General features: G+C 35.9%; 18 protein-coding genes. 11 read left to right on the plus strand and 7 right to left on the minus strand.

Annotated features, from left to right (window positions below):
- The first annotated feature begins 11 nt into the window (after window positions 1–11).
- On the plus strand, window positions 12–368 hold the full coding sequence (locus IPI31_04040; GenBank protein MBK7566974.1) for a heavy-metal-associated domain-containing protein: 357 nt from the start codon (window positions 12–14) through the stop codon (window positions 366–368).
- A gap of 190 nt (window positions 369–558) precedes the next feature.
- On the opposite strand, the gene IPI31_04045 is transcribed toward IPI31_04040, so the two are convergent.
- Window positions 559–3123, minus strand: coding sequence for an FG-GAP repeat protein (locus IPI31_04045; protein ID MBK7566975.1), 2565 nt, complete (start codon window positions 3121–3123; stop codon window positions 559–561).
- Between the two features lie 238 nt (window positions 3124–3361).
- Between IPI31_04045 and IPI31_04050 the strand changes: the two genes are divergently transcribed.
- A complete protein-coding gene (locus tag IPI31_04050; GenBank protein MBK7566976.1) occupies window positions 3362–4231 on the plus strand; it encodes a sigma-70 family RNA polymerase sigma factor in 870 nt (289 codons plus the stop codon).
- Between the two features lie 1215 nt (window positions 4232–5446).
- On the opposite strand, the gene IPI31_04055 is transcribed toward IPI31_04050, so the two are convergent.
- Together IPI31_04055 and IPI31_04060 are read right to left on the minus strand one after the other, a co-directional pair.
- Window positions 5447–6271, minus strand: coding sequence for a DnaJ domain-containing protein (locus tag IPI31_04055; GenBank protein MBK7566977.1), 825 nt, complete (start codon window positions 6269–6271; stop codon window positions 5447–5449).
- A 1-nt stretch (window position 6272) separates the two neighbouring features.
- Window positions 6273–6872 (minus strand): DNA-3-methyladenine glycosylase, encoded by a 600-nt coding sequence (locus tag IPI31_04060; GenBank protein ID MBK7566978.1) that lies wholly within the window; start codon window positions 6870–6872, stop codon window positions 6273–6275.
- Between the two features lie 134 nt (window positions 6873–7006).
- Here IPI31_04060 and IPI31_04065 point away from each other — a divergent pair, with 134 nt between their 5' ends.
- From IPI31_04065 to IPI31_04075, 3 genes are all read left to right on the plus strand, one after another.
- Window positions 7007–7705, plus strand: coding sequence for an SAM-dependent methyltransferase (locus IPI31_04065; protein MBK7566979.1), 699 nt, complete (start codon window positions 7007–7009; stop codon window positions 7703–7705).
- Window positions 7706–8409: 704 nt separating this feature from the next.
- On the plus strand, window positions 8410–9258 hold the full coding sequence (locus IPI31_04070) for a VanW family protein (GenBank protein ID MBK7566980.1): 849 nt from the start codon (window positions 8410–8412) through the stop codon (window positions 9256–9258).
- Window positions 9259–9280: 22 nt separating this feature from the next.
- Window positions 9281–9856 carry a DUF3109 family protein gene (locus tag IPI31_04075; GenBank protein ID MBK7566981.1) on the plus strand — a complete coding sequence of 192 codons (576 nt, stop codon included), beginning with the start codon at window positions 9281–9283 and terminating at the stop codon, window positions 9854–9856.
- On the opposite strand, the gene IPI31_04080 is transcribed toward IPI31_04075, so the two are convergent.
- Window positions 9857–10381, minus strand: coding sequence for a DinB family protein (locus IPI31_04080; protein ID MBK7566982.1), 525 nt, complete (start codon window positions 10379–10381; stop codon window positions 9857–9859).
- A 62-nt stretch (window positions 10382–10443) separates the two neighbouring features.
- Here IPI31_04080 and nadB point away from each other — a divergent pair, with 62 nt between their 5' ends.
- The 6 genes from nadB to IPI31_04110 all read left to right on the plus strand — a co-directional run bounded on the left by nadB (window position 10444) and on the right by IPI31_04110 (window position 19538).
- A complete protein-coding gene (nadB, locus tag IPI31_04085) occupies window positions 10444–12042 on the plus strand; it encodes an L-aspartate oxidase (protein MBK7566983.1) in 1599 nt (532 codons plus the stop codon).
- A gap of 41 nt (window positions 12043–12083) precedes the next feature.
- Window positions 12084–13355 carry a carboxylesterase family protein gene (locus IPI31_04090; GenBank protein ID MBK7566984.1) on the plus strand — a complete coding sequence of 424 codons (1272 nt, stop codon included), beginning with the start codon at window positions 12084–12086 and terminating at the stop codon, window positions 13353–13355.
- A 403-nt stretch (window positions 13356–13758) separates the two neighbouring features.
- A complete protein-coding gene (locus IPI31_04095; GenBank protein MBK7566985.1) occupies window positions 13759–15162 on the plus strand; it encodes a 3' terminal RNA ribose 2'-O-methyltransferase Hen1 in 1404 nt (467 codons plus the stop codon).
- Window positions 15152–15904: a nucleotidyltransferase domain-containing protein gene (locus IPI31_04100; GenBank protein MBK7566986.1), complete on the plus strand. Its 753-nt coding sequence runs from the start codon at window positions 15152–15154 to the stop codon at window positions 15902–15904. Before IPI31_04095 ends, IPI31_04100 begins: the two co-directional genes overlap by 11 nt.
- Window positions 15905–16972, plus strand: a complete 1068-nt coding sequence (locus IPI31_04105; GenBank protein ID MBK7566987.1) for a nucleotidyltransferase domain-containing protein — start codon at window positions 15905–15907, stop codon at window positions 16970–16972.
- A complete protein-coding gene (locus IPI31_04110; GenBank protein MBK7566988.1) occupies window positions 16962–19538 on the plus strand; it encodes a polynucleotide kinase-phosphatase in 2577 nt (858 codons plus the stop codon). Before IPI31_04105 ends, IPI31_04110 begins: the two co-directional genes overlap by 11 nt.
- Before the next feature lie 376 nt (window positions 19539–19914).
- Here the strand turns inward: IPI31_04110 and IPI31_04115 are convergent, their stop codons facing one another.
- The 3 genes from IPI31_04115 to IPI31_04125 all read right to left on the minus strand — a co-directional run bounded on the left by IPI31_04115 (window position 19915) and on the right by IPI31_04125 (window position 22890).
- Window positions 19915–20676 (minus strand): glycosyltransferase family 2 protein, encoded by a 762-nt coding sequence (locus IPI31_04115; GenBank protein ID MBK7566989.1) that lies wholly within the window; start codon window positions 20674–20676, stop codon window positions 19915–19917.
- Window positions 20669–21931, minus strand: coding sequence for an O-antigen ligase family protein (locus IPI31_04120; protein MBK7566990.1), 1263 nt, complete (start codon window positions 21929–21931; stop codon window positions 20669–20671). The genes IPI31_04115 and IPI31_04120 overlap by 8 nt, the downstream gene beginning before the upstream one ends.
- Before the next feature lie 371 nt (window positions 21932–22302).
- Window positions 22303–22890, minus strand: a complete 588-nt coding sequence (locus tag IPI31_04125; protein ID MBK7566991.1) for a hypothetical protein — start codon at window positions 22888–22890, stop codon at window positions 22303–22305.
- Window positions 22891–22989 lie beyond the last annotated feature (99 nt).

The following is a 22989-nucleotide window of genomic DNA, read 5'->3' on the forward strand; positions in this document are numbered from 1 at the left end:
AAAATAAAAAAATGAAAAAGAGTATTAAAGGAATTGTTAGTTTGTTTGTGATCACTATAATGATCGCAGCATCAAATAATATTTTTTCCCAAACTGCAACAACGGGAAAAAACTATGTGGACATAAAAACATCTGCGCAATGCGGCTCATGTAAAAGTGCCATTGAAAAAGCAGTGAATAATGTGGATGGTGTTAAATCGGCAGAATTGGATCTGGAAACAAAAATTGTTACTGTTAAATACGATGTAGAAAAAACAAATGTGGATGCATTAAAATCTGCCATCGTAAATATTGGTTATGATGCAGATGAAGTTGCTGCAGATGCAAAGGCGTATGAGAATTTGCATTCTTGTTGTAAGAAAGAGTGAGTTGTTGGGGTGATGTTCGCGTTATCGTGCAGGGGGGGTTTATCCGCCGTCCACAGACCTGTGCAAATCTGTGGGGAAAACATAGGTTGGAGATTTTCTCCACAGAGTTACCGAAGGAACTCTGTGGACGGGCAGACCATTTACTTTTTATCAACCACAACTTTTATCATTTCTGATTCCCCATCAGAAGTTAACGAAAGAAAAATACACTCCCGATGCAACATGTTCCAATGAAATAATATGTTCCTTTAAAGGTAGACAATAAACTTGTATGAACCAAACTTCCATTAATTGAAATTAAATTTATCTGATAAACATTATCTGCACCAATTATATTTACAAACAACTGATCACTCGCAGGGTTTGGATAAACATTTATTTTTATCCCCCCAACATTATTTTCTACGCCAACAAAAACAGTGGTAACATCTTTATCCATAGAATTTTCTGAAACAGAATCGGAACAATTTATTGTTACAAAAACAGTATAATCAGTTCCCGGATCAAGATCATTAAATGTGAAGCTGGTATCGCTTGTGGAATAAAAAGTGGTGTCGGTTCCGGAGATCAAATAGATGGTGTAATCATTATAGTTTTCATCTCCGGGCCATTCGGCGGTGAAAGAAGAATCGGTTATCCCTGTAATGTAGATTGCTTGCGGCGCGCTGCATTCCGGTAAAATTTCAACAGTAAATTCGTGTGCATCTTCACATATGCTATCGCTTAAATAATGCGTGATCAAATAAATACCCGGGGTAGAAAATGACAATGCAATTGTTCCAAATGGATCTGCAAAAAGTAATCCGTCAGGAGCAGAAGAAAATGTTCCGGTGTCGCCAAATATTATCGGTGATGGATCAGGATCATCGGTGTAATAAACAGTGGATGCATATTCAAATGTGGCATCCACATCAGGGTGAATAGAAATTTCTGCGGAATCAAGTATAATACATCCCGCTGCTGAAATTCCGCTGAAATAAATAAAATAATTTCCTTCCCCTGAAGTTGCAAGATCAATTTCGCCGGTTAAAGAATTTACTGTTGCATCAGAATAAAATTCACCTTCAATAATTAAATCAATAATGGGTATAGGATTCACATCATCAATACAAAATGTATCTTCTATAAATTCAAAAACATTAATATCACTATTATCTTCTATCCATATTTTACGAGAAACTGTACAAGTTCCGGGAGCTGTATATTGAATAATAAATTCTCCGGCGCCGCTTGCAATTAAATTAATTTCACCGGTAACTGCATTTATAATTGCAGCATCAGAATAAAATAATCCTCCGCTTAATCCATCAATTATTGGAAATGGATTTTCTTCTTCAATACAAAAAGTATCATCCTCAAAATGAAAATCAGATTCGCGTGCTGCACCGTAATAAACAAATCCTTTTCCATCAGCCTCTAAAATTTCTGTATATCGATAAGCACCCACCATAAAATCGCTGTAACCATCATTATTAAAATCTGCATTTCCTCCAACGTGTCGTCCATAATATCCATTATCCTGATCGCCTTCACCGCTCCAGCAATAATTTGATTCCAAACCATCAGGACCTCCGAAATAAACAAAAGCACCACCCTCATCCAATGAACCATTGTCCCAATATTTAGATCCGCCAATTACATCGGCATAACCATCATTATTTATATCTCCTGCACCAGCACAGCTATATCCGAATTGCGCCTGATTCTGATTTATTTCCGCAAACCAGGCGACTTCTGTTTCCAAACCATCGGCGGAGCCGTGATAAACAAAAATGCGACCTTCATTTCCGGTTGCGGTGTCGCTTTCGTATAAAAGTGCAGCTACCACCACGTCGTCGTAACCATCTCCGTTCACATCGCCGGCTCCATCCACCCAATGCCCGAAATTGCATTTTTTTTGCCCGCTGCTCATCATCCAGTCAGGGGTTTCGTTCAAACCTGTCGCCGAACCGTAAAAGGTAACAGCCAATCCATCATCAATATCGTCGAAATTGTACTGATTTGCACCAATAATTACATCATCAAACCCATCGCTGTTCACATCGCCGGCATAATTAACGGGAAAACCAGAAATAGCACCTTCCTGATCAGCCTGCCAACTCCAACCCGATTCAACTGGACCGGAGGCAGAACCCCAATAGAGCCAGGTTTTTCCTTCCTCAAGCTCCGGTTCATCCCACATTTTAGCGGAAATGAAGAGATCGTTAAATCCATCGTTATTTATATCTCCCCCCAAAGCAACCCCACTACCGAGCAGGGCAAAAACCTGATCATATTCAATGGTCCAATCGGGACCTCCTAAACTCAATCCGGTTGGAGAGCCATACCACAGAAAAACACTGCCTTCATTGTATTCACCGTTGCTCCATTGAAGACAACCTACGGCAATATCGCTGTAGCCATCGCCATTCAGGTCGCCACCATCGGAGGAAAATCCCAAAACAGAACTATCGTTATCTGATTCAAATTGCCAGGCTGGTTCTGCTTCCAGGCCAGTGGGAGAGCCGTAATAGAGGTATACCTTTCCTTCTTCACCATTGGTTTCCTCTGGATTGGAATAATCGATTGCAGTAATGATCATATCATCGTATCCATCGCCGTTCACATCTCCGGCATTGCTCATGCTCCAGCCAAGGGCGGTATAGGTAAGTTCTCCGAATTGAGTCCAGCCTGAACCCTCATAATATACCTGTGCGCGGCTCTGGGGGCAAAAAAAGAGGCTAAGCAGGCAAATGAGGAGGAGTTTTTGTCTCATACGGAAGGAATGTAACCCAAAATTAGCCATTTTACCGCTCATTTAGGGGTTAAATGGAAGTAAATCTTATTGCGGGAAACTGTCATATTCTTTCAAAAGGCTCTTGATTCCTACTAAAAATCTGTGTAACTTTGCACTCGCCTTTAAAATTTTTTCATTTTAGGGGAAACTTTTTAAGCACATCTTCGTTCTTAAAAACACACCTTTATATTCACAAATTAAAAAAGGTTATTTAAAAATGCGTCAGCTAAAGATAACGAAATCGATCACCAACCGCGAAAGCGAATCGCTGGAGAAGTATTTACAGGAAATTGGTAAAGTGGATCTGGTTACAGCGGAGGAGGAAGTAACACTTGCGCAGAAGATCAAACAAGGCGATCAGATGGCATTGGAGAAATTGGTGAAAGCCAACCTTCGATTTGTGGTATCTGTTGCAAAACAGTATCAGCACAACGGTTTATCGCTGAACGATTTGATCAATGAAGGAAATGTGGGTCTGGTAAAAGCGGCTCAGAAATTTGATGAAACAAAAGGTTTCAAATTCATTTCATATGCTGTTTGGTGGATTCGTCAGAGTATCATGCAGGCATTGGCAGAACAAAGCCGTTTGGTTCGTTTGCCTTTGAACAAAGTTGGCTCATTAAGTAAGATCAACAGAGCCTTTTCGGAATTGGAACAAAAATTTGAACGTGAACCAACTTCTGATGAGTTAGCTGAAGTTTTGGAATTAGCTCCGGAAGAAATTAAAAATACCTTAAGCGTTTCGAGCCGCCACGTGAGTGTGGATGCTCCTTTTGATGATGGTGAGAACAGTTCATTGCTCGACGTTTTGGAAAACAGAGATACCGAAAGAACGGATGAAAAACTGGATTACAGTCACTCCTTAAAAGTAGAAACAGAACGCACTCTTGCAACATTAACTGAAAGAGAAAGAGACGTTATCAAACTTTTTTTCGGAATTGGTGTTCCATATGCAATGACGCTGGAAGATATCGGGGAAGAATTTGGATTAACGCGTGAACGCGTTCGTCAGATAAAAGATAATGCAATAAATAAATTGCGTTCCAGTACGAGAAATAAAGCATTAAAAGCGTATCTTGCACAGTAAAAAATATTGAGGAGCTAAGGGTTAAATCAAGCAACTCAAAAAATTAGTGTTTTCATGGGGATCCCCCGGTAAAGTTTGTCGCAAGGCAAATGGAATCGGGGGTTTTTTCGTTAGGAGTATTTAGTATATAGTATTTAGTATTTAGATAAATCCGAGTTGGGGATTATGATTAACTTCTTGGCTCTAAGCAGGTAGTTCAATTAAAGTCATGGTTTACTGCGGAGGAATATATTTCGGGTAGACTATCCGATTAATGTTTTTTATTTTTTGATTATTATTTTTTATTCATCAAGGTTTAATTCGGAGCTATATTCTTCTGGGTAGTCTTTCCGATTAATGTTCTTTATTCCTTGTTCTTTATTCAATATTAATTTTCAGTTCAATTCGGAGGAAAATCATTTGGGCCCCCTACCCCATAGGGGAGTAAGTTATCGTTATTATTGAATGTTCACTTCGGAGGAAAATCATTTGGGTTGTCGATCCGATTAATGTTTTTTATTTTTTGATTATTATTTATTATTCATCAAGGTTTAATTCGGAGGAAAATTTTCCGGGAAGTCTTTCCGATTAATGTTCTTTATTCCTTGTTCTTTATTCGATATTAAATTTCAAGATTCCATTCGGAGCAAAATCATTTGGGCCCCCTACCCCTATAGGGGAGTAAGTTTTCGTTATTATTGAATGTTCACTTCGGAGGAAAATCATTCGGGTTGTCGATCCGATTAATGTTCTTTATTCCTTGTTCATTATTCGATATTAAATTTTAGTTCCATTCGGAGCAAAATCATTCGGGGCCCCTACCCCATAGGGGAGTAAGTTTTCGTTATTATTGAACGTTCCATTCGGAGGAAAATCATTTGGGCCCCCTACCCCATAGGGGAGTAAGTTATCGTTATTATTGAATGTTCACTTCGGAGGAAAATCATTTGGGTTGTCGATCCGATTAATGTTCTTTATTCCTTGTTCTTTATTCGATATTAAATTTCAAGATTCCATTCGGAGCAAAATCATTCGGGCCCCCTACCCCATAGGGGAGTAAGTTATCGTTATTATTGAACGTTCACTTCGGAGGAAAATCATTCGGGTTATCGATCCGATTAATGTTTTATATTTTTTGATTATTATTTATTATTCATCCCATTTTAATTCAAAGGAAAATTCTCCAATGATACAAACTGTCCACTGCCACTGTCCACTGCCAACTACCACTGCCCGCTACTTCCACCCTCTCTCTTCCTTTATCATCTCATACTTCTCAATCACCACCCTTAACTTTTCCTGCATTATTTTTTGATCGGCAAGACTTGCGTGCGGATTTGAATCGGGATGATATTTTTTTGCTAATAGATGATAGGCTTTTTTTAATTGTTTTTCTGTGCAGTCGGATGTTAAATTAAATACGGAGTAAATATTTGTTTTTTTATTGGATGTTTGACTTGTATAGTTTGTGTAAGTTGATTCTCTTTTTTTATTATAAAATTGTTCAAATAATTGTTGCACTTTTTCTTCCTCAAGTTCAATATGTGCAGCAACATAATTTATACTGCGTCGCAATTTGATAGTATCAATTTGCGGATGGGATGAAATAGCAAATAAAAATTCGATCAGGTTTATCTTATCTTCCCGTTTGGCTTCCACACGCACGTGATCGCAGATCGCTTCCACCTGAATGCGCTGACGCAATAATTCGCGAAAGAAATTTAACCTGTTTTGTATATATGGTTCTCCGAATTGTGTTACCAAACGACTGCTAAGCGTGGAATCGGAAAAAGAATTTTGCAGTCCTATGGTTTGAATTATAAATGCGGCCAACATTAAAAAATTCAATCGCTGATCCACTGCTTTTGGTTGTTGAGTTTTTGGAACAAATTGTCCGTCGAAAAAACAACCAATTATAAATCCTATTAATAGTCCACTGCTTCCGTTTAAAAAAAATCCGAAGACCGCCAACAAAAATTTGTGATATCCAAAAGGTTTAAATAAAAATTTTCCTTCTGAAGTTTTTAATAATACCAGTGTGAGATTTTTATTAAAAGCCACTTTATTTTGCTTTGGAGGTAAATGGTGAATTTTTAATTCTGAAACGCCATGGTATTAATTTATAGGGGCCGTCGAAATTCATACCGACACGCGCACTGGAAATAATATTTTTATTGGCAATTGGTTCGGCATCTTCTATCCAAATGGTATTTTCCAATAACGATATACCGGTATCATTTGTTGTAAATCCGAGGCATTGGGAAACTAAACCCGGTCCGGCACCAATACCATTGTTTACCGAGGTCAAATTTCTTCTTTCAAGTATGAAATCAAGGCCATCTACAGGTTCAATAGCCCTTATTAATACTGCATGCGGATCGTTTTTCTCATGTGTTATTACATTAAACAAATAATGCACTCCGTAACAGAGATATACGTAAACAACTCCTCCTTCGGCATACATAATTTCGGTTCGGGGTGTAAAACGACCATTGTAGGCATGACATCCACGATCATCCTTTCCGCAATATGCCTCTGTTTCACAAATAATTCCCGAAGTTAGTTGCCCGTTAAAGTTGGAGACTAATTTCTTCCCAAGCAATTCTTTTGCAATTAACAAAGTATCCGTTCTTGTATAAAATGACTTTTTTAGTTTCGACACTCCTCGTTCCTGAATTTTTCCTAAAGATATTGATTCAGGTAAACATTTATTCTCTCATAATAATTCCTTTTTATAAGCACCTGCAAAAAATCAATAAACAACTTTGCGTACCTTAGCTCTTTGGGGCCAATTTTATGAACGGAAAATTATATTTGATACCTACCATTTTAAGTGAAGAAGCATTACATGTTATTCCTACTTATGTACATGAAATTACTAAAACAATAAAAATATTTTTTGCGGAAAATGAAAAGACCACAAGAAGATATTTGCGTAAAACAGGATATACTGCATCCTTTGATGAGATACCCGTTTATCCATTAAATGTAAATACCGAATACAGTGAAATTTCCGGATATATCAATTATTTAAAAACGGGAAATGATTGTGCATTAATGAGCGAATCAGGTGTTCCCGCCGTTGCAGATCCGGGAAGTAGTTTGGTAAAATTATGTCATCAACATGGAATACAGGTTGTTCCGTTAGTTGGTCCGTCTTCCATATTATTAGCATTAATGGCCAGTGGATTAAATGGACAAAAATTTTTATTCAATGGATATATCGCAGTAAAACAACCTGCGCGGAATACACAAATTAAAAAAATGGAAACCGAAGCAAGAAGCGGAGTCACACAAATTTTTATAGAAACGCCATATAGAAATAACGGATTATTACAGGATGTTTTTAATTGTTGTAATGATGCAACCCAATTGTGCATTGCAAGTGATCTTACAGGAGTTAATGAAAAAATAAATACAAGGTCAATAGGCGAATGGAAAAAGAATCCACCGGTTATGGAGAAGGTTCCTGCTATTTTTTTGCTTGGCACCTGAGGCGCTTCGCGCGAATTAGGACATAGGACACAGGACTTGATATAGGACAAGGGAAATTGACATAGGAAAACAAAATTGTATTAAGTATCATGTATCAAGTATCAGGAAAACAAACGGTGAGATTTGGTAAAATTTCTAAAAATGATAGTGAGGCTCTCGCTCCTAGCGAGGGTCTCACTAACGGATCAAAAAAGGGGAACCCGCCAGTGGGCGCACAGGCGCGGATGACGCTGATTAAGCGGATGAAAAAGGATAAAAAAATTAGATAATATAAATTTAATTAGTAATAATAATATGATAGATGTGATCCATAATCCCGAAGGGATGACCGATCTTGTAACAACGGACTTTAGTCCGTGGTAACATCGGACCGAATGAGGCTCTCGCTCAGAACGAGGGTCTTACTCGCGGGTCAACACAAAAATTTCGCAAGAAATTTAAACTCCTTTTTAGGTGTATCAGGTATCAGGTATCAGGAATCAAGTATCAGGAAAACAGTTTGTGGGATCTAGTAAAATTTCGCCAGAAATTTAAACTCCTTTCTCCTCTCTCCTTTCTCCTTTTTCTACGGAGCTATATTTATCAATGCTTCTAACTGCCCACTGCTACTGCCTACTGCTACTGCACACTGCTAACTGCCCACTGCTACTGCCCACTGATTACTGCCCCCTCCTTTCTCCTTTTTTCCCTTACATTTGACCAACATGAAACAACGCAAATTACTCAGTCAACGGCATCCCTTTTTATATTTCATTGCAGTATGGATGAGGAGAAGTGTGCGATATTATTATTGGTGTTTTGATAATAAAAAATATGCAGGAAAAAGATCTGTTGAGAAACTTGAAAACAGAATTAAAAAACATCAATCGGTTTTATTAAAAAAATTGGGGGAAAGTGATAAACAATTACAGATAAATAAAGTAACAAATTTAAAGATCGCTTCAGAAAAAATTAATGGTATAATTATCAGACCCGGTGAAACATTTTCCTTTTGTAAATTAGTGGGATTACCAACAAAAAGAAAGGGTTATTTGCTGGGTATGGAATTAACTTTCGGCGAGGCCAGAGCGGGTATTGGCGGTGGAATTTGCCAGATCTCCAATCTGATTCACTGGTTAGTGATGCATAGTCCACTTACGGTGATAGAACGATACCATCATTCCTTTGACCCTTTTCCCGATGATGGAAGAGTATTGCCTTTTGGCAGCGGCGCTACTGTTTTTTATAATTATCGCGATTATCAATTTACAAATAAGACGATACATACTTTTCAAATTAATTTGTGGTTTACCGATAAATGTCTCGAAGGGGAATTGCGCATCAACAACGAACTTGATTATGCCTACCACGTTTTTGAAAAAGACCATGAATTTATAAAAATGGAAGATAAATTCTTTCGCAAAAATGAGATATGGCGTGAAAAGATATTAAAATTTGAAGGGGGCAAAGTGGTGGAAACAGAATTGCTAACAAAAAATTTTGCCAGAGTAACCTATACCCCGGAAACATATTCAGAAAATAAAAGTAAAACCTCTTTGCCGATCAAAAATTAATAAACTTCCGTACCTTTACCCTATGATAATCATCCAACAAACATTAGTAAGTGAAGACATTTTGGACAAAGAGTTTGTATGCAATCTAAGTGCTTGTCATGGAGCGTGTTGTGTAGAAGGTGATGAAGGAGCATTTGTAGATAAGAATGAGAGGAAAATGTTGGAAAAGGTTTATCCTGCTGTAAAAGAGTATCTTACCAAGGATGGTATCAAAGCAATTGAACAACAGGGATATTATATCACCAACGACGAAGGTGTTTTGAAAACGCCCCTCATGAAAAATGGTCCTTGTGCCTATACTATTTGGGAAAAGGGAATTGCGCTTTGTGGAATTGAAAAAGCATATAACGACAAAAAAATAAAATGGCAAAAACCGGTGAGTTGTCATTTATATCCTATACGTATTACCAAAGTTGGAGAGTTTGATGCTTTAAATTATGAGCGCTGGAATATTTGTAAGCCGGCATGTAAAAATGGAAAAGAATTAGGTGTGCCGGTATTTCGTTTTGTAAAATCCGCCCTCATAAGAAAATATGGCAAGGAATATTATGAAGCACTTGAAGCAACTTTTGAATACAGAGAGAAACAAGCAGAATAATTAAATCTGATTTTTATTCCAAACAATTATCTCCCACATTTTTGCGATGTGATGATCATCGTGTTCTGCAACAAAAAAAGCCATATCAACAATACGCATTTGTTTTTGTAAACGGGGATGAAGAGAAGTTTTAATTAATTCGGAAGCTGAAAAAGTTAAAAGTTCCTGAATAAAATGATCACGAACAGATTTAAATTCCTCCAATAATATTTTAATACTTTTATTATTGTGATCAGCTTCAAATGTTTTTTTATTGGTTCCATCCCAGGCACTTAAGATCTTAGCATTATTTTTAAAATCATTTATGCGAGCCGTATGTAATTCTTCAAGATCAGTAAGATGACCTATTTGTTGTTTGATACTCCACTTGTTATTTATTTGATGGGATAAAATTTGGTCGCTGCAGTTTTGGGTAAGATCAACAATTCTTGGATATGCACCTTTTAATCTTGAAATAATAACAGGAAACAATTCTTCTGGAAAATCGAAGTTAAATGTCCTCTTTGTCCATTCACTTTGTGTCATTTTATTGCTTTTATCAATACTAAAATTAAATAAAATCCGCCAAACAGCTTTACCTTAGCAGAATGTATAAAACAGATTTTTTGGTAATAGGCTCCGGAATTGCTGGATTGACATTTGCACTTAAAACAGCAAAACGTTTTCCGGATAAAAAGGTGATCATTATTACCAAGGCAGAAGAAGAGGAAACCAATACCAAATATGCACAGGGCGGTATTGCTGCCGTTTGGGATTTTGAAAAGGATTCATTTGACAAACATATAGAGGATACCATGATAGCCGGCGACGGGTTGTGCAATCGGGAGATAGTGGAAATTGTGGTAAAGGAGGGTCCGGAACGCGTGCGGGAGATCATTAATTGGGGAACAGATTTCGACAAAACAAAAACCGGCGAATATTCATTGGGCAAAGAAGGTGGTCACAGCGAATTTCGTGTTTTACATCACAAGGATATTACCGGAAAAGAAATTGAAAAAACGCTCATAGAAGAAGCAAATGCACTTCCCAATATTGAAATATTAATTCATCATTTTGTTATTGATATTATCACGCAACATCATCAGGGGAGAATTGTGACAAGACATACTCCTGACATCAGCTGTTTTGGTGTTTATGTTTTAAATAAAAAAAATAAAACGATAGAAAAAATAATTTCGAAAATTACCCTGATGGCAAGTGGTGGCGCCGGACAAGTATATAAAAATACCACTAATCCGCTTATTGCAACAGGAGATGGAATGGCGATGGTTTATCGCGCAAAAGGAAGGGTTGCAAATATGGAATTTGTGCAATTTCATCCAACTTCTTTATATCAGGCAGGAGTTTCTCCATCATTTTTAATTACAGAAGCCATTCGTGGAGCAGGAGCGGTATTAAAAACATTGGATGGAAAAGAATTTATGCAGAAGTACGATGAAAGAGGTTCTTTGGCACCAAGAGATATTGTTGCCCGCGCCATAGATAATGAAATGAAAATTCGCGGTGATGATTTTGTATTTCTCGATTGTACAAAAATAAGTAAGGAAGAAATACACGATCACTTTCCGAATATTTTTGAAAAATGTTTGTCAATCGGAATTAATATTGAAAAAGATTTTATTCCTGTAGCACCGGCTGCGCATTATATGTGTGGAGGAATTATGGTAGATAAAAATGGAATTTCTTCCATAAAGAATTTATATGCATGTGGCGAATGCAGCTCAACCGGATTGCACGGTGCAAACAGATTGGCGAGTAATTCACTATTGGAGGCTTTAGTTTTTGCGCATAGAATTTATCTTGATGCCGCGGAAAAAATAAATTCACTCGAACTACAGGAAAATATTCCCGACTGGAATGCATTAGGGACAAATGATCCCAAGGAGATGGTTATGATAACGCAGAGTATCCGTGAATTAAAAGAAGTGATGACAAATTATGTTGGTATTGTGCGCGGTAACGAACGACTTGAACGCGCAATGAACAGATTACATTTATTGTATACAGAAACAGAAAACATGTATGAAACAACAACAATTTCTCCCCAATTATGTGAATTGCGCAATTTAATTACCGTCGGATTTTTGATAACACGCGGAGCAGCTGCCCGAAAAGAAAGCCGCGGATTGCATTATACCACCGATTTTCCTGATAAATCAGCATGGGCGGAAGACAGTTTGTTTTAAAAACCGTAAATTTGTAAATATTTTTTAGCAATTAATTCTGCATGAAGCATTTTTTTGGGTTAATTATTTTTTTATTTTTTATAAGAATTGTCTCCTCGCAAAATTATTGCGACATCGAAAGATTCGATCAATTGATATTTGATTCTCTCGACGTAGAAATAATTACAAATATTGAATATGGTCATGCTATTAATAATTTAGGCAACGATCAAAATCTGCACCTGGATATTTATCGCCCCAAACCGTCTTTAGATACCATGATAAAAAAACCACTGGTCATGTTTGTTCATGGTGGTGGTTTGGTTGGTGGAGATAAGGATAGCGAGGGTGCAGTTGATCTTGGATATTTATATGCGAGAGCGGGATTTGTTTATGCAAGTATTGATTACAGAATCGGCTGGAATAATGGAGAGGAAGAAGATGGCTGTGGTGGAGATACAATAGATCTTTTCAGGGCAACCTATAGAGCAGTGCAGGATGTGCGTGCTGCTTTTCGTTTTTTAAAAGCAAATGCTGATGCCTATGGAATTGATACGAATTATATAATATTAGAAGGCAATAGTGCAGGATCGCGTTTGGTGATGTTTGCCACCTATGCAGAACAGGAAGATTACAGACCCGAATTTTTGGAGGAAATGGGCGGTATAGATACAGCAGTAAATGATATTATAAATTCTAATTTTAATCCTGTTGCAATTATAACGGAAGCCGGCGGAATAGAAACTCCGGAATTATTATTGCGCAGGGAAATTCCATTTATGTTTTTTCACGGCACTTGCGATTCTATAGTTCCTTATTTTTCGGGACCAACATTTTTTTGTTATGAACCCTTTGTATATCCCTATTTACATGGCAGTTGGGAATTAACAGAAATGTATCAGGCGGAGGGGCGCATCTATCAATTTTATACAGGAGAAGGAGCAGGACACGATGTTGCGCCACCAGACACCATTTATAATTATGCAAAAGATTTTTTGAAAGAAATTTTTTGTGGCAATCCTACTACAAAAGAAATTTACCGTGTTATTGGAAAATTTAAATGTGCAGTTGATAATAACGGAGAATTATTTGTGGAAAGTTTATATCCCAATCCCGTTTCCGATTATATTTATATGACCGTTACCAGTTCACGCAACAGAGGAGTTGACCTTTCTATTTATAATTCGGTAGGACAAACTGTTTTTGATGCAACGCTCGATTTTTATCCACCCATAAGAGAATATTCTCTCGATGTTTCTTATCTCAGTCATGGCATTTATTATTTGCGAATCAGTCAACGACAGGAAGTGTATGTTGTGAAGTTTGTGAAGTAAGATAGGAGGAGTGAGCAGTCAACAGTGGGCAGTGGGCAGTTTGTAACATTGAAAAATATAGCTTCGTAGAAAAAGGAGGGAGGAGAAAGGAGAGAGGAGTTTAAATTTCTTGCGAAATTTTTATTTTTGTTGCGTTAGTGAAACCCTCGCTAAGAGCGAGAGCTTCACTTTCTCCGAGTTTAATGTAAATCCCATCATTTGTTTTCCTGTGTCGTTTTCCATTGTCCTATATCAAGTCCTATGTCTTGTGTCCTATGTCTTATGTCTTTTGACCTATGTCCCAATTATTTAAATCACTTAAATTAATTTACCTACATTTATGTTTTGTTGTGAAAAGGATGCTGTTTATTCTTTTTGCTTTGATGAACATCCAATTAAAGAATTAAATATTTTTTACTAAATCATGGTCCTAACAATTTCGACTACACATTATCCGGCGACAGACCTGGGATATTTATTACATAAACATCCCGATAAATTTCAAACCTTTGATTTATCGGTAGGGAAGGTTCATGTATTTTATCCTGAAAAGAGTGATGAAAAAACAACGATCAGTATTTTACTGGATATTGATCCTATTGAAATGGTGAGGGGATCTAAAAATATCGGAGGTTCCGATTTTTCATTGGGAAATTATGTTAATGATAGACCTTATGTTGCATCATCATTTATGAGTGTTGCACTCTCCAAGGCATTTTCATCTGCAATGAACGGCCGCTGCAAAGACAAACCTGAATTAGTGGATGTAAAACTCCCTTTTGAGGTTACAATTGCTGTTGTTGCCGCACCAAAAGGTGGTGAGATATTGATCAGAAAATTATTTGAACCACTTGGATATACTGTAGGATTATCACCGCAATTACTCGACTCAAAATTTCCGGAATGGGGAAACAGCAAATATTTTACATTAACATTAAAAAATAATTTAACCACTAAAGAATTGCTTTCTCATTTATATGTGTTAATTCCTGCATTGGATAACGATAAACACTATTTTGTGAGTGAAAATGAAATTGAAAAATTACTCGAAAAGGGTGAAGGCTGGTTAAAGGAACATCCTGAAAGGGAATTGATCATAAGAAGGTATTTAATAAATATTTCATCATTATCCAGAAGAGCGATAGAACGAATAAGTGAAGGCGAGGTGAAGGAAAACTTAGGTGATGATAGTTCTGAAAATACTGAAATTCAAAAAAGAAGAGAAACGCTTCACGATAAACGGATTAATCTTGTTGCACAAAAGATCATTGAATCTGGTGCAAAAACAATTCTTGATCTCGGATGTGGCGAAGGTAAATTGATTAGAAAATTAATAAAACAAAAACAATTTAATAAAATCAGTGGAATGGATGTTTCTTATCAGGAGCTTTTAAAAGCAAAAGAAAGGTTGCATTTTGAGGAGATGTCGCCAAACTTAAAAGAAAAAATAGATTTATTTCAGGGCTCTTTAACATATCAGGATCCAAGGTTGGAAGGTTTTGAAGCTGCTGCAATTGTGGAAGTGATAGAACATCTTGAGCCAAATCGGCTGAATGCATTTGAAAGAGTATTATTTGAATTTGCAAAACCGGAAATAATATTTTTAACAACTCCCAACAAAGAATATAATATCATGTGGGCGAGCATGGATCAAGAGGCAATGCGGCACGACGATCATCGTTTTGAATGGACACGACAAGAATTTAAAGATTGGGCAGATAAAATTTCAGCTACATATAATTACGCAGTAGAAATAATACCTGTTGGAGAAGAAGAAGAAAACATTGGAGCTCCCTCACAAATGGCAATATTTAAATATGGAGAATGAAATAATAAAACAACTCGGTTTAGTGAGCTCGAATTATAATGTAAAAATCTTACAGGCATGTGAATCAGGTAGTCGTGCATGGGGATTTGCATCTCCCGATAGTGATTTTGATGTTAGATTTATTTATAAAAACAAACCCGAATGGTATTTGAATCTTTGGGAGCAATGTGATTTTATTCAATTTATGACCAAGGATGATCTTGATGGTTCGGGATGGGATCTAGCTAAAGCAATAAAACTTTTAGCGAAATCAAATATTCCACTTCTGGAATGGATAAACTCGCCAATTCAATATATATACAATGAATCCTTCATAAAAAAAATGAAAAGTTTTGCGGAAGTTTGTTTCTCACCTATAAGTGCAATACATCATTATATAGGCACAACAAAAAATTTTATTGAGACAACAGATAAGGAAGAAGTAAAACTTAAAAGTCTGTTTTATGCACTCAGAACTGCCCTCGCGGGCAAATGGATAATAGAATTTCAAACCATGCCTCCCGTGTTGTTAACTGAAATGTTAATATTAACGGATAAGGCAATGGAAACCAGAATAAATGAATTAATACAATACAAAAAAACAAAAGATGAAAGTTATTTTTATCCAAAGGACGAAATGATAAATACATTTATATTGGAAACTATAAATTTTAATGAAATGTATGCTAAAACATTAAGCCCGGGAAAAAATATAAAAAAGGAATTGAACGAATTTTTTATAGAAGAAATACATAGGCTTTAAATGAATATTGAACAACTTAAAAAATCAGGTACAATTATATTTGAATGTATAAGTGGTAGCAGGGCATACAACCTTGATACACAACATTCTGATACTGATATTAGGGGTGTTTTTATATTACCGAAAGATCAATTTTATGGATTGGAACAGGTAGACCAAATTAATAACGACACAAATGATATTGTTTATTATGAACTCAAAAAATTTATAGAATTACTAAAACGCAATAACCCAAATATTTTAGAGTTGGTCAATATGCCTGCAAAGTATATTATATATAAACATCCTCTTTTCGATTTAATAAAACCGGAAATGTTTCTATCGAAACTTTGTGAGCAATCTTTTGTAAATTATGCCTACACCCAAATTAAAAAGGCCAGAGGACTGAATAAAAAGATTCTTAATCCAATGGAGAAGGTAAGAAAGTCGTTGATTGATTTTTGTTATTTATATGTAGATAATATTGCAACTCCGCTTGCAGGTTTTCTACAAAAAAAAGGTTGGTCGCAGCAATTTTGTGGATTATCAGCAGTGACTCACATGCAGGATTGTTTTAATTTGTTTTATGACGAGAATGGTATGTATAAGGGGGTTTACAATAAGGAAAATTCGAATGATGTTTCATTGAGCTCAATTCCAAAAGGAGAGGTTGCGTGCGGTTTATTATACTTTAACAGATCTGCCTATTCATCCTATTGCAAGTCATTTAAAGAGTATCTCGAATGGGAAGAAAAACGAAATGAAAACAGATATCTATCCACTATAAGTCATAATAAGAATTATGATGCAAAAAATATCATGCATACTTTTCGTTTATTGATCATGGCAGAAGAAATTGCTATACAGGGTGAAATTAATGTTGAGCGAAAAGACAGAGAATTTTTATTGGATATAAAATCAGGAAAATTCGAATATGATGATCTTCTTGCAAAAGCAGAAGTTAAGAAAGAAGCACTGGCAAAACTTTTTAAAGAATCAGATTTGCCGGATTCTCCCGATGAAAATAAAATAAATAATTTATTGTTACATATCAGAACACAATTTTATAAAGAAAAATATGGAAATTAAGATACCTGAATTATCATTGGTTGTTTTAATTGGCGTTTCAGGTTCTGGCAAGTCCAGTTTCGCCGCTAAACACTTTAAAAGCACTGAAATACTCTCTTCAGATTTCTGCAGGGCAATGGTATCTGATGATGAAAATAACCAATATGCCACTAACGATGCATTCGAATTGTTATATTATATAGCTGGTAAAAGGTTAAAGAATGGGTTATTAACAGTTATTGATGCAACAAATATTCAGGTGGAATCCCGAAACGGACTCGTGGCCTTAGCAAGAGAATATCATTGTTTGCCGGTAGCAATTGTGTTTGCACTTCCGGAAAAGGTTTGTGAGGAAAGAAATAAAAATAGATCTGACCGCAACTTTGGAAATTATGTTATCCGCCAACAAAGCTTACAATTAAAAAGAAATTTAAAGGGATTAAAAGAGGAGGGATTTCGTCAGATCTATACTTTTAAAACCGAAGAAGAGGTGAACGATGTTAAATTAATAGAAAGACAAAAACTATATAATGATAAAAAAGAGGAAAAAGGACCATTTGATATTATTGGGGATGTTCATGGATGTTTTGAAGAACTTAAATTATTATTAATAAAACTGGGATATAATATAAACGAAACAGAAGAAAGAGATAACAATTTTGGGTATACTATAATTGCTCCTGAAAATAGAAAGGTTGTTTTTGTGGGCGACCTTGTTGATCGCGGTCCCGATACTCCACGGGTTTTGCGGGTGGTTATGAGTATGGTAAATTCCGGAATTGCATATTGTGTTCCCGGAAATCACGATCTGAAATTGCAAAAATATTTGAATGGCAAACAGGTTCAATTAAAACATGGTTTGGAAGAAAGTGTAAAACAACTTGAATCTGAATCAATCCGATTTAAAAATATAGTCGAAAAATTTATTTATGGATTGATAAGTCATTATGTTTTCGATAATGGCAATTTAGTTGTTTCTCATGCCGGATTAATCGAAGAAATGCATGGCAGAGCCTCCGGTGCAGTGCGTTCCTTTTGTATGTATGGTGAAACCACAGGGGAAATAGATGAATTTGGATTACCGGTTCGGTATAATTGGGCAAAAGAATACAGAGGAAAAGCAAAAGTTGTTTTTGGTCATACCCCTGTACCGGAAGCGGAATGGCTTAATAGAACTATTGATATTGATACCGGTTGCGTGTTTGGAGGTAAATTAACTGCCTTGCGATATCCCGAAGAAGAATTGGTTTCTATAGACGCTCTGAAAGTTTATTGTGAACCTTCAAGACCAATTAATTTTGACAAACTTAAAAATATACTCAGTTCACAACAAGAGGCAGATGATCTTTTGAATATTGAGGATGTAATTGGAAAAAGAATTATACAAACACGATTAAAAAATAACATTACAATACGTGAAGAAAATTCAATTGCTGCATTAGAAGTAATGAGTCGGTTTGCGGTTAATCCTAAGTGGTTAATATATCTTCCGCCAACTATGTCGCCCTGCGCCACAAGTGAAATTCCTGAATATTTGGAACATCCCGAACAAGCTCTTTTATATTATAAAAGGGCAGGAACAGCAACAGTAATATGTGAAGAAAAACATATGGGTTCAAGAGCAGTTTTAGTAATTTGTAAAAATGAAGAAACTGTAATTAATCGTTTTGGCATTCAAAATGAAGGTATAGGAATATGTTATACAAGAACAGGAAGAAATTTTTTCAACGACTCAGAACTTGAAAAACAATTTATTGAAAGAGTAAGTTTATGTTTGACCAATACCGGTTTTTGGGAAAAATTTAATACGGATTGGGTTTGTTTGGATGCGGAATTAATGCCCTGGTCGGCTAAAGCGCAATCTCTCATAAAAGATCAATATGCATCCGTTGGAGCAGCTGCCAGCGCTGCACTTCCGGAAGTGGAAAGGGTTTTGCAATTGGCTTTTAATAGAGGAATTTCAGATGCGGAACCTTTTTTAAATAATACTCAAATAAAATCTTCGAGCATTAAAAAATATGTAACAGCATATCAGAATTATTGTTGGCCTGTAAATTCCATGGATGATTATAAACTTGCTCCTTTTCATATTTTAGCAACAGAGGGACAAGTACATACTGATAAAACACATTTATGGCATATGGAAAATATTGCTGAAATATGTGAGGGGGATAAAAAATTATTTTTACAAACCCCTTTTAAAATTGTTGATTTAAATAATAATTCAAGCTTTGATGAGGCGATAAATTGGTGGATGGAATTAACAAAAAAGGGCGGTGAAGGAATGGTTGTTAAACCATTAAATTATATCTCCATTGGAAACGACGGATTGATACAACCTGCTGTAAAATGTAGAGGAAGTGAATATCTCAGAATTATTTATGGTCCCGAATACGATACTGCAATAAATTTAAAAAGATTAAAGAACAGAAATATAAACAGAAAACAATCACTGGCCATCAGGGAATTTGCTCTTGGGGTAGAAGCACTTGAAAGATTTGTAAGAAAAGAACCACTGCGAAGAATTCACGAAAGTGTTTTTGCTGTTTTAGCGCTTGAAAGCGAGGACGTGGATCCACGGTTGTAGGAGAGAGGAGTAGGGAGGAGTAAACAGTGGGCAGTGGCAGTGGGTAGTTTGAAGCATTGATAAATATAGCTCTGTAGAAAATTGTTTTTTATGATTTTAACTTCTTCAATACTTTCAGGGAATTTAATTTTCTTGCGAAATTTTGGTGTAGGTGCGTTAGTGAGACCCTCGCTTTGAGCGAGAGCCTCACTGTCTCCGAATTTTGAAAATTCCACCGTTTGTTTCTTTGGTCAAAAAAGGTGAAAGGAGTTTAATTTCTTTCGAAATTTCCAAAGGCCCCACCGTAGTGTGGCAGAAAATTCAAATATTTTATCCCTTTTAAATCCGCCAAATCCGCGTCATCCGCGTTCCCCTTTGTTTTCCTATTTCCTACTTCCTATTTCTTATTTCCTGCCTCCCGCATTCCATAAAGTTTGACGTACCGCATAAAAACTCCCTTTGCAGCAAGTGAGCAAACAATAAAACCAACATAACCATCTAAAATTCCGAGATCAATTATATAGTGTTTCCAAAAACGGAATGCAGGTTTGATGATAAAATGATAGAAGTTTGGATTTTTTACTTTTTTGGCGGCATCGTTTGCACTCCAGGTGGAATAACGATCCCATTTTTCGAGGTAGTGAAAAATGTCTTTAAAGGTGTAGTGTTGTAATTTATTTTTTAATTTGCCAATTTTTCCGGAAGTAATTATTTCTGCATGAACGTGTTTTTCTTCATAACTGCAAGTATCTCTTTTAAATAAACGAACAACTTTATCTCTTTGCCATCCGCTGTATTTAATTTCTTTGCCCATAAAATAATTTCTTCGGTATATCCAAAATGCATCGTAGGGAATTGTTTCAGAAGAAAGTATTTTTTGTATTTCAGTTTTTAATTCAGGTGTAACACGTTCATCAGCATCCACCAATAAGATCCATTCATGTGTTGCTTGGGGTATAGCACGATTTTTCTGACTTGCGGAATTAATATATTCACTTTGAATTACACGGTCAGTATATTTTTTTGCGAGTTCAACAGTATTGTCGGTACTGAATGAATCAACAACAAGAATTTCATCACACCATGCAACAGACTGCAATACCGCTTCTATATTATGCGCTTCATTTTTGCAGGGTATTATTGCTGTTATTTTAAACATTATTGTTTGTTGCGGATATTGTTTCGGGATTATCGTCGATGTATTTCTTTATCAAAAGTAAAAATAAAAGATAAAACGCAGTTCCTAGCTGAATTTCCAAGGTATGTTCCGCTAGAAAGGAAAATAACATGATCACAAAGAATACCGTGAACAATTGATTCTTATATCGTTTTTTGCTCAGCCAGGGATAAAATATCGACAATAAAAAAACAATTAATCCAATAATTCCAGTTGCAGCCATAAAATAAACGAACTGGTTATGCGGGAGTTTCGATTTCACAAATTCGCTGCCTGCATGTTGTTTGTAGAGACCGTCCATTTCATTTTTTATGTCACCGGCGCCAACGCCTAACACCGGATTTTTTTCTGCGATCTGGGTTCCATAAATGATACTTAAAATTCTCTGTGCGTCGCTGTGTTCAGGATGTAACTCTCCTTTTTTGATCAGGTCGAGTTCGTATTTAAAATATCCAACTCTGCTTTTAAGTGAAGGAATATAATTAATAGAGGCAAATGCAAATCCCACTAAAAGTGCAATTGCAATCGCTCCTTTTAAATATTCTTTTTTGGAAATAAGCCATTGGAAAATAATTACCAATAAGGCAATGTAAAGTGTAACAATTCCACTTCGCACAGCAAATATGTGTATGAAAATAATTAAAAAGATTAACCCTGTCCAAAGTATATATTTTTCCTTTTTTGCATAGAACTGAAATTTATGCAACAATAAATATCCTCCCGCAATAATTGCGAAAGCCATTTCCAAACTAAAACGAATATGGTCGCGCAGTGGTGCAGGAATAGGTTGGCCTTGCGATAATTGTTGATTAAGCGTATCGTAATGTGCGAGATAATTAATAAATACAATTATGGATGCACCCAATATAGTATAAAAGAAAATCGCCAGCCATTTATGAAATTCTTTAGTGGTCAATTTTTTTACAGCAGTAAATCCGAGTGGTAATGCAAGAAAAGGTAATTTCATCCTGCATCTATCCACCCAATATCCGGTATCCTCAGAATAAAATCCTGAAAACAAATATACCAGAAATAACAAAATAAAAATTCTATTGGTGGAATCGTTGACCCATGCTTTAAGATTTTCTCCTGCCCTTATATTAATAAGTGCATTGCACAGGATCATAATGGTTGCAACGCTCAAAACAACTTTTGATGTTACAAGACCTACAATTAACCCTAAAATTGCCAATTCGGCAAAAAACTTATTGGGAAAAACCCTGAGAATAGCTCGCATGTTTAGTGTTGGTTCGTAAACGTAGGGTCTATAATAGTGGTTTTGTTTGGTTTAGGATTCAAAAATAGGAAAAAACCATGAATAATGAGGAGAGGAGAAAGGAGAGAGGAGAAAGGAGTTTAAATTTCTTCGAAATTTTATTAGGTTCTACAGTTTGTTTTCCTGATACTTGATTCCTGATTCATGATACCTTTTTATGGAGTTTAAATTTCTGGCGAAATTTTTTGGGAAGGTACATTAGTGAGACCCTCGCTGGGAGCGAGAGCCTCACTTTCTATAAATAAAAATTTTACCAAATCCCATCGTTTGTATTCCTATGTCAAGTCCTGTGTCCTTTGTCAGGTGTCAATTATTCCGGCAAATTTAAAGTTTCAAAAATGTCTTCCAATAGATAATCCATAACTAAGAGCACTTGGACTTTTATGGGTAACATCACCAAAAGTTGCATCTTTTGTAGGAACATACAAATTGACCTGAGAAAATAATCCTAGACTGTATTTTTCTGAAAAGGAGTATTCAACATCAAAATAAAAAAGACATCCAACTTCCAGCCCTCCATAATTACGTCCTACCAATTCAGATTCGTCATTTGCAACTATAATATCATCAATGCGATAACGAAGTGAAATTCCGGTTCCAGCACTTGTGGTTAAATTATTCTTTGAATTAAATTGATATCCAACCCTAAAATTATTCTCAAATATCATTTTGTAATCCACATGTCCTACCATAGGAATATCATCGCTCCATAATTTGTCGTAGTAATAGAAGCTTGCGACATTAGAAATTTCTATTTGATTTAAAAATGAATAGGTATAAGCAATAGAGGGTTGCAATCCATATCTGTTTACCCAATCGGTATATGCAACTTCACCGATTTTTAATGAAATGCAATTATTTTTTTGGGAAAATAAAGTAATTGAAAATATTAATGTAATTGTTAGTATTATATATTTCATAAGGAACAACCACTAACTATTGGCTTTTAAATTTCATGTGACAAAAACAAATTGTGCTAGATTATTTTATCTTGCTAAAGTTAAAGAGAATAAAGGAGA

This window comes from Bacteroidota bacterium, from assembly GCA_016706865.1.
GTDB lineage: Bacteria > Bacteroidota > Bacteroidia > Chitinophagales > BACL12 > UBA7236.